Raw genomic sequence first — 7725 nt, forward strand, 5'->3', positions numbered from 1 at the left:
AGCGAAGCGAAATACAGGGCAGTGATGGAGTCGTCACTTGTCGGTCTCTACATCATTCAGGATATGCGGTTCAGATACGTCAATAATGCATACGCCGATCTTTTCGGTTATCATCCCGATGAAATGATAGACACGATGTCGCCAGTCGATCTTGTTGTGCCGGAGATACGCGAAACGGTACGGGCGAACCTGACGCGCCGGGCCGACGGTGAACCCGGTATGCCCTACGATATTCGCTGCGTGCGAAGGGACGGCTCGGCGTTCGATGCACAGGTGTGGGGTAAGGGCATCATGTATCAGGGACGGCCGGCATCGGTCGGCAGCCTTATCGACATCACCGAACGCACGAAGACGGAAACCGTCCTGCGCGAAAGTGAAAAACGCTTCCGTACGATAGTCGAACACATCAATGATGCGTTCTTCGTCCATGATCTCAGCGGTGTCATCTCGGACTGCAATGATATCGCCTGCCGTTCCCTCGGGTATACGCGCAGCGAACTTATCGGCATGTCGCTCAAGGATATCGATGCGCCGGAGGATATTCGTAAGATCGGAGAGCGGATGCGGTCGCTCACGTCGCAGGGGGTCGTCGAATTCGATGCGGAACATGTGCGTAAGGACGGCTCGTCATTCCCGGTGACGGTAAGCGCGAGCATCATCTCTCATGAGGAGGGCGGTCGTGTCCAGAGTTTTGTTCGTGATATTACCGAGCGCATGAATGCCGAGCGCAGGCTCCGCGATTATACCGCAGAGATCGAGCGATCGAACCGTGAACTCCAGGATTTTGCGTACGTTGCATCGCATGACCTGCAGGAGCCGCTCAGGAAGGTGCGCACGTTCGGCGACAGGCTTCTTTCCCGTTACGCTTCGGCGCTTTCCGAGGAAGGGCGCGGGTATATCGAGAGCATTCAGAATTCGACGAAGCGCATGCAGACGCTCATCAATGATCTGCTTTCCTACAGCAGGATAGGGGCCGGGAACAGCTTTTCCCCGGTATCGCTCGATCAGGTGCTCGACGAGGCATTGCAGGCGCTCGCGGTGTCCATTGAGGAGGCGCATGCCCGCATCGAGCGGACGGCGCTCCCCGTTATCCATGCCGATCACACGCAGATGAAGCAGCTTTTCCAGAACCTCATCGGCAATGCGGTGAAATTCCGCCGCGGGGATACGGAGTCGGTCGTGCGGATATCTTCCGAGACGACGACCGATGGCAGGATACGTATCATCGTTGAGGATAATGGCATCGGGTTTGATGACAGATATCGCGACAAGATATTCACGATATTCCAGCGGCTCCATACGTCCGACGAGTACGCGGGCACCGGGGTGGGATTGGCTATCTGCAGGAAGATCGTCATGCGCCATAACGGATCGATAGAAGCGAACGGTATCGTCGGCACGGGCGCGCGTTTCAGCGTTACCCTCCCGCGCGAACAGGCCTTGATATAATTGCGAACGGATTTATAATGACCGGTGATATGGAGGAGTGAGGCAATGACCGAATCCACAGCGGGCATACTCATTGCGGAAGACGATAAAGAGGACCGCCTGCTCATTACCGAGGCTGTATCCGACAGCCGACTTTCCACACCGGTGACCTTCGTTGAGAACGGCGAGGAACTGCTTGATTATCTGCGCCGTTCCGAGAATCCGCGTAACAGCGAACATTCCCCGCGTCCCGGCATCATACTCCTCGATCTCAATATGCCCAAGAAGGACGGGCGCGAGGCGCTGAAAGAGATCAAGGATGATCCGTCGCTCAGGACCATACCCGTCGTCGTGCTGAGCACGTCCCAGGCGGAAGAGGATATCATGTCAAGCTACCGCAACGGTGCCTGCGGTTTCATCACGAAGCCGGTGTCGTTCGAGGAGCTCGTGAACATCATGCGTGTCATCGAGAGCTACTGGTTCCGTACCGTCGTGCTGCCGCTCAGGGGATAGTCATTGGACACCGACCCGATACGTGTGCTCATCGCAGACGATAATGAATACGATTTCGTCCTGATCCGGGAAATGCTCTCGGAGATACGTGCGCATCGCTATGAGGCAATGTGGTGCTCACGCGGCGCCGACCTTGCCGCAGGTATCGCGGCCGGGGCTGATGTATGTCTCATGGACTATCGTTTCGGCCTTGACGACGGCATCGCGCTCATCCGCACGAGCATCGCCTTGGGCGCGCATGTCCCCTTCGTGCTCATCACCGGGGATTACAATCCCGATATCGATATCGCCGCCATGCGGGCCGGTGCGCGGGATTTTCTCCCGAAGAGCGAGCTCTCTTCCGCGCTCCTTGAGCATTCGATACGATACGCCATCAATCAGGAATCGCTTGACCGGGAACGGCTCAATGCGATATCCGAACTTGCCGAGAGCGAAGCGCGCTTCAAGGCGGCGGCGCTCGACTGGCAGAGCACCTTCGACGCGCTGGGCGATGCGGTATGGCTCCTCGACAGGCAGCACCGCATCGTACGATGCAATCGCGCATCGACCGTGACGTTCGGGAAGACGCCTGAGGACCTGATCGGCCGCCGGTGCTGGGAAGTGGTGCATGGGACATCGGCGCCGATCGACGGGTGCCCGGTGGTGCGTGCAGCCCAGACGAGACGGCGTGAAACGATGGAGCTTGCGATCGGGGAGCGCGTTTTTTTCATCACCGCGGACCCGGTGTTCGATAGGGACGGTGCGTACCGCGGCGCCGTGCATGTGGCGACCGATATCAGCGAGCGGGTGCGCCTGGAAAAAGCGCTGCGCGTGAGCACGGAGGAGCGCATCTTCCGCGAGAAGATACTGCAGCGCACCGAGCGTCTTGCATCGCTCGGACAGATATCGGGCGCCATTGCGCATGAGATCAATCAGCCGCTGCAGTCGATCAAGGTCATCGCCGGCACCGCTATCTACCTCTTTGAGCAGGAGAAGCGAACGCTCCCGTATGACAAGGTCATCGGTGAATTCAGGAAGATCAACGAGCGGGTCGACCGCCTTGATACGATAATCAGGAACATGAGGGTCATGCTCAAGTCGCCGGAGAAGGTCGAGGCGAAAGAGCTCGATCTCAACGAATTCATACTGCATACGCTCGATCTCTTCCGGCAGAAGATGAACGCGCACGGGATCTCGTTCTCCGAGGAGCTTTCCCCGACGGCGGGGCGCATCCTCTTTTCCGAGGTGCAGCTTTCGCAGGTGGTGGTCAATCTCATCGACAACGCGATCGCCGCGTTCGATATGGTGTCGCGTGACGAGCGGCTCCTGTCCGTCCGCACCTATGAGCGGGATGGTCACGTCTATTTCGAGGTGAGTGACAACGGACCGGGTGTCGCTGACGAACACAAAGAGCGCATCTTCGATCCGTTCTATTCCGTGCAGCAGAAAGAGAACAGCATGGGGCTCGGGCTCTACATCGTATCGACGATACTCCGTTCGTTCGATGCGGCCATCACGGTGACCGATAATGAGCTCGGCGGCGCGACCTTCGCGGTGCGCTTTGAACGCCGCGGGGCAGCTTCATGAAAGTCGCCATCGTTGATGATGAAAAGGACTGCTGCGACGACCTCGCCGGGTTCGTCCGCCTCATCGGGCATGACGTGCTTACGTTCACCGACCCGCGTGCGGCGCTCGCGGCGCTCGGTCGCGAAAAGACCGATGTCATTATCACCGATGTGAACATGCCGTTCCTTACCGGGCCGGCATTGTTCCGCGAATTGCGAAGCCGCGGGAACACATCGGCGGTGTTCTTCATCTCCGGAAAAGGCGAGACCATCGATGCCCTGAACGCCATGGGCGAGGGTGTCGTCGATTTCTTCGTGAAACCGGTCGACGTGAAAAAGGTCGCCGAGGCATTGGCGCGCATCACCGTTGCGACCGCCGAGAACGGCGGTATCACGGCACACCGCATCAACGAAGCGTGCATGCGCGACGGGACCATAGCCCTTGCCGATGTCGTGTTCTCGCCGGCGGATTTCCCCGGCATCCGATACGGTGATGATATCGGGATATTTTCCGCCGAGATGAAGGCGATAAATCGGAAGTTGAGCAAGATGCGCGAATACCCGGAACTCCCGGTGCTCATCGAAGGCGAGACGGGTACCGGCAAGGAATGGGCGGCGCAGTTCATCCATCACGGAGAGACGGGGGCGGCGGGACCGTTCGTGGCGCTCAATTGTGCGACGATAGGGCGTGATCTTTTTGAGGCGGAACTGTTCGGGTACGAAGGCGGCGCGTTCACCGGTGCGGACCCCAAGGGGCGCGACGGCAAGATAGATGCCGCTTCCGGCGGAACGCTTTTCCTTGATGAGGTTACCGAAACGGACAGCGGTTCGCAGTCGAAGCTCCTCCGCGTACTTGAATCGGGCGAGTACTATCGCGTCGGCAGCGCGCTGTCGCGAAAAGCGAACGCCCGCATCGTCTGCGCGACGAATATCGCGGTCGATGAGTTGGCGGCGAAGGGCGCGTTCCGGAGCGATCTCTATTATCGTCTTTCAGTGTGCAAGGTGGTCATGCCGGCGCTTCGGGAGCGTATGGATGATATCGCCCCGCTCGCGGTGCTGTTCTTTACTCGCCTCAACCGCGCGTTCAAGAAGAACATACTGCGCGTGGAGACGCGTGCGCTGAGAAGGCTCAGGGAACTTCCCTGGCGCGGGAATGTTCGCGAGCTTAAGAACGTGATAACCGCTGTCATGGCGTTCGCCGAGGGCGATGTGATAACCGAGGCGGATATCGTACAAGCTGCGCCGAGGATGAACGAGGTGAACGCGGTGTCCGCCGTCGGAACGAACACGGTCCCGGATGCTCCGTTCGATCTCCAGAAACATATCAAGCGTTTGGCGAAAGAGGAGGCGCGACGCATACTCGATGCCGTGCTCATCAAGTGCAGCGGCAATAAGTCGAAGGCGGCGGAGTACTGCAGGCTTACCCGGGTGCAGTTCTATCGGCTGTACGGAGGGAAATGATGTTCAGATCGATGGTTATATTCTGCATGTGTTCGCTTCTTCCTTTATTCTCCGCAGGCGAGGGATATACGGTACGCACCGTTCCCGATCCGAAGGCGGGAGGTACCGGCTATGTATCGAACCCTGACGGCATCCTGAGCGCAGCCGAGACGACGCGGCTCAACGGCATGCTAGCCGATCTCGAAAAAGCGGCCACCGTGCAGATCGCTGTTGTTGCGGTGAACAGTATCGGCGATGCAACGCCTAAGGAATTCGCCACCGACCTTTTCAAGCATTGGCAGATCGGTCAGCGCGGCAAGGATAATGGTCTTCTTCTCCTCGTCGTCGTCGGACAGCGGCGCTGGGAAATAGAGACCGGTTACGGACTTGAGGGCGTGCTGCCGGACGCGAAATGTGCGGCGATCGGCAGGGCTGTTATGCTCCCGCGTTTCAAGCGGGGCGCGTACGGCGAGGGCATCATCGCCGGTATGGAAGCGGTACGGGATATTCTCACGACCAAAGAGGCCCTCCAGGAGATCACAGCGTCGCGATCGGACACCGGTATCAGCGGGATATGGCGGCGTACCGTGCATGCGGTACCCATCGGCGGCTCACGCGCGGTCAATAATGTACTTGGTGTGTATGCACTCATCGCACTCATCGCTGCTGCCCTTGCGTTCTGCATCGTTCTTATCCCGATATCACTCCCGCTCGACCCATACATGAAATACCGGCTGTTGCGCCCGCTCAAGCTCCTCGTCTGGGCGATACTCATTCCTATACCGTTCGCGTTCATATATATGTGGTCGAAGGGCGCGTTGAAGAAATTCCGCGATGCGCCGAGGAAAAGCCCTCGGACGGGAAAGAGCATGCGCAAGCTCAACGATAAGGAAGAGGATGTTTATCTGAAGAAAGGGCAGATCGACGAGGAGAAGATACGATCGATCGACTACGATGTATGGGCTTCCGATGAGGAAAATGATATCCTTATTTTACGCTATCCGACGTGGTTCTCGAGCTATTCGAAATGTCCGAAGTGCGGTGCAAAGACCTATCGCATGATATCGGATACCGTCACATCGCAGGCGACCTATGAGTCGTCGGGTTCCGGCGTTCGGGAGTTCGACTGTGCATCCTGCAGCCACCATGAATCGCGTCACTATACCATCCCGATGAAAACGCAAAGCTCATCATCTTCGTCCTCCGGCTCTTCGGGGGGCTCGAGTTCGTGGGGCGGCGGGCGTTCCGGCGGCGGCGGGGCCGGCGGGAGCTGGTAGCGGTGCTCGGACACAATCGTTTTCAGCCATGGCGCAAGTCGGCATCCATGCCTCGCGCCATCAGCGCCATCCGTGGCGCACGCGCTCCCCGCTTGCTGCGTTCAGAAAAAACGCAGATGAGATGAAAGGCGGAGATCATTTATGATTATATTCTGTATACGGAAGGGTGAGCGATTCGCGTACTCGCGAATTCGCGCCACGCTTGTTGGACGGCCTATTTTTCTATTTCTCCCCATATCTGCTCATGTGTTTTTACTTTTTTGTTTAATATTCTTTTTTCTGATGCCCTCATCATTGAAATAAATCTTTTTGAATTTGAAAGTATAATTCTTTCTAATTCATCGTCATCATGAATACCAAGAATTACTGCAGTAGCTTTGCCATTTTTCGTTACAATAACTGTTCCTTTATGTGATTCATTCACATATTCGCTGAACTTTGATTTAACTTCTGCAAGAGGTGCTATTTTCATAATTCAATCTCCTTTTCTCCGATATATAATTTATTATTTATCTTTTTCGCGACCATGTGAATCCATACTTCATGTGTGTCCTCATGTACAGTACAAAAAACACGAAACATGTTATTCGGACCAAATCGTATTTCCCATTTATCATCAATTGGAGGATGAATCAATGGTTTACGGTTTTTTGTCTCAAAGTTTGGCTGAAATGAAAGCTGATCTTCAATTGTCTGTTTGATCAATTGCCAGAACTTTTTATCTATTGATCTTATTTGATCTACGACAATTTCATCGTAGATCAGTGAATATTTTATTCTAGTCATAATTAAGACTAGAATATATTATATTAATTGTGTTGTCAAGTTATATTTTGGCCGTCCAACGGAAGGGTCAGCGGCAAGTGTACTCACTTGTCCGCTGCACCCGCTTGTTAGGCACCGTTTTTTATTTATATTATTCATTTTATTCTTCAATTATTTTATTTATTCTATTTTTCATTTCTTCTGATAATTGATTATATTCATTCTCATCTATAATATTATTATATTTTAATTGCAATACTATTCGTGTAAATTGACTTCTACGCCAATCATTGAAACACAGATCAATTATTTTATTTGTTTTATTAATTTCTTTATGTATTTTTTTATACTTATCAGTAGAGTCAGTATTATTATTTTCAATTATTTCCGATATTTTATCTATTGAAACACCATAAGTTCTTTTTACAAGTTCTTTACTGATACTCGAAATATATTTCCAATCTGATTCTTTCATTTTATTCTCTTATTCGGTGCCTAACATTCAATATGCAGAAATATAGAAAACAGCTTTCGCAACCGATCTCCCATCCACAAACTATAGGGCGGAACAGAAAAAATGTCAAAAATAGCGCGCCTTTGTGCTTGATCACAATTGAATATAAAGCAGATAAAGAGAGACTCACGCGAAGGCGCGAAGGCGCGAAGAAGAGTCAGACCTTCGGCACAGTGGTGCCGACTCTCCGCACAGTGGTGCCGACTCTCCGCACAGTGGTGCCGACTCTCCGCACAGTGGTGCC

7 protein-coding genes are annotated in these 7725 nt (G+C 54.1%); 5 read left to right on the plus strand and 2 right to left on the minus strand.

Annotation, left to right across the window (positions count from 1 at the left end):
• The 5 genes from AABZ39_16030 to AABZ39_16050 all read left to right on the plus strand — a co-directional run.
• Window positions 1-1449: PAS domain S-box protein (locus AABZ39_16030; protein MEK6796289.1), on the plus strand; the 1449-nt coding region annotated here is incomplete at its 5' end.
• A 45-nt stretch (window positions 1450-1494) separates the two neighbouring features.
• Window positions 1495-1941, plus strand: a complete 447-nt coding sequence (locus AABZ39_16035) for a response regulator (GenBank protein ID MEK6796290.1) — start codon at window positions 1495-1497, stop codon at window positions 1939-1941.
• 3 nt (window positions 1942-1944) lie between these two features.
• A complete protein-coding gene (locus tag AABZ39_16040) occupies window positions 1945-3507 on the plus strand; it encodes an ATP-binding protein (protein MEK6796291.1) in 1563 nt (520 codons plus the stop codon).
• Window positions 3504-4946, plus strand: a complete 1443-nt coding sequence (locus AABZ39_16045; GenBank protein MEK6796292.1) for a sigma-54 dependent transcriptional regulator — start codon at window positions 3504-3506, stop codon at window positions 4944-4946. The genes AABZ39_16040 and AABZ39_16045 overlap by 4 nt, the downstream gene beginning before the upstream one ends.
• Window positions 4943-6202, plus strand: coding sequence for a TPM domain-containing protein (locus AABZ39_16050; GenBank protein MEK6796293.1), 1260 nt, complete (start codon window positions 4943-4945; stop codon window positions 6200-6202). The genes AABZ39_16045 and AABZ39_16050 overlap by 4 nt, the downstream gene beginning before the upstream one ends.
• Window positions 6203-6416: 214 nt before the next feature.
• On the opposite strand, the gene AABZ39_16055 is transcribed toward AABZ39_16050, so the two are convergent.
• Both AABZ39_16055 and AABZ39_16060 read right to left on the minus strand, forming a co-directional pair.
• Window positions 6417-6674, minus strand: coding sequence for a type II toxin-antitoxin system Phd/YefM family antitoxin (locus tag AABZ39_16055; protein ID MEK6796294.1), 258 nt, complete (start codon window positions 6672-6674; stop codon window positions 6417-6419).
• Between the two features lie 453 nt (window positions 6675-7127).
• Window positions 7128-7442: a hypothetical protein gene (locus AABZ39_16060; protein ID MEK6796295.1), complete on the minus strand. Its 315-nt coding sequence runs from the start codon at window positions 7440-7442 to the stop codon at window positions 7128-7130.
• Between the last annotated feature and the right edge of the window lie 283 nt (window positions 7443-7725).

It is taken from the genome of Spirochaetota bacterium (genome assembly GCA_038043445.1).
In the GTDB taxonomy this organism is placed as follows: domain Bacteria; phylum Spirochaetota; class Brachyspiria; order Brachyspirales; family JACRPF01; genus JBBTBY01.

Excerpts from the sequence above, each read along its gene's own strand:
- AABZ39_16050 (MEK6796293.1), top strand. The coding sequence starts at position 4,943 with ATGATGTTCAGATCGATGGTTATATTCTGCATGTGTTCGCTTCTTCCT.
- AABZ39_16035 (MEK6796290.1), top strand. The coding sequence starts at position 1,495 with ATGACCGAATCCACAGCGGGCATACTCATTGCGGAAGACGATAAAGAG.
- AABZ39_16045 (MEK6796292.1), top strand. The coding sequence starts at position 3,504 with ATGAAAGTCGCCATCGTTGATGATGAAAAGGACTGCTGCGACGACCTC.
- AABZ39_16060 (MEK6796295.1), bottom strand. The coding sequence starts at position 7,442 with ATGAAAGAATCAGATTGGAAATATATTTCGAGTATCAGTAAAGAACTT.
- AABZ39_16055 (MEK6796294.1), bottom strand. The coding sequence starts at position 6,674 with ATGAAAATAGCACCTCTTGCAGAAGTTAAATCAAAGTTCAGCGAATAT.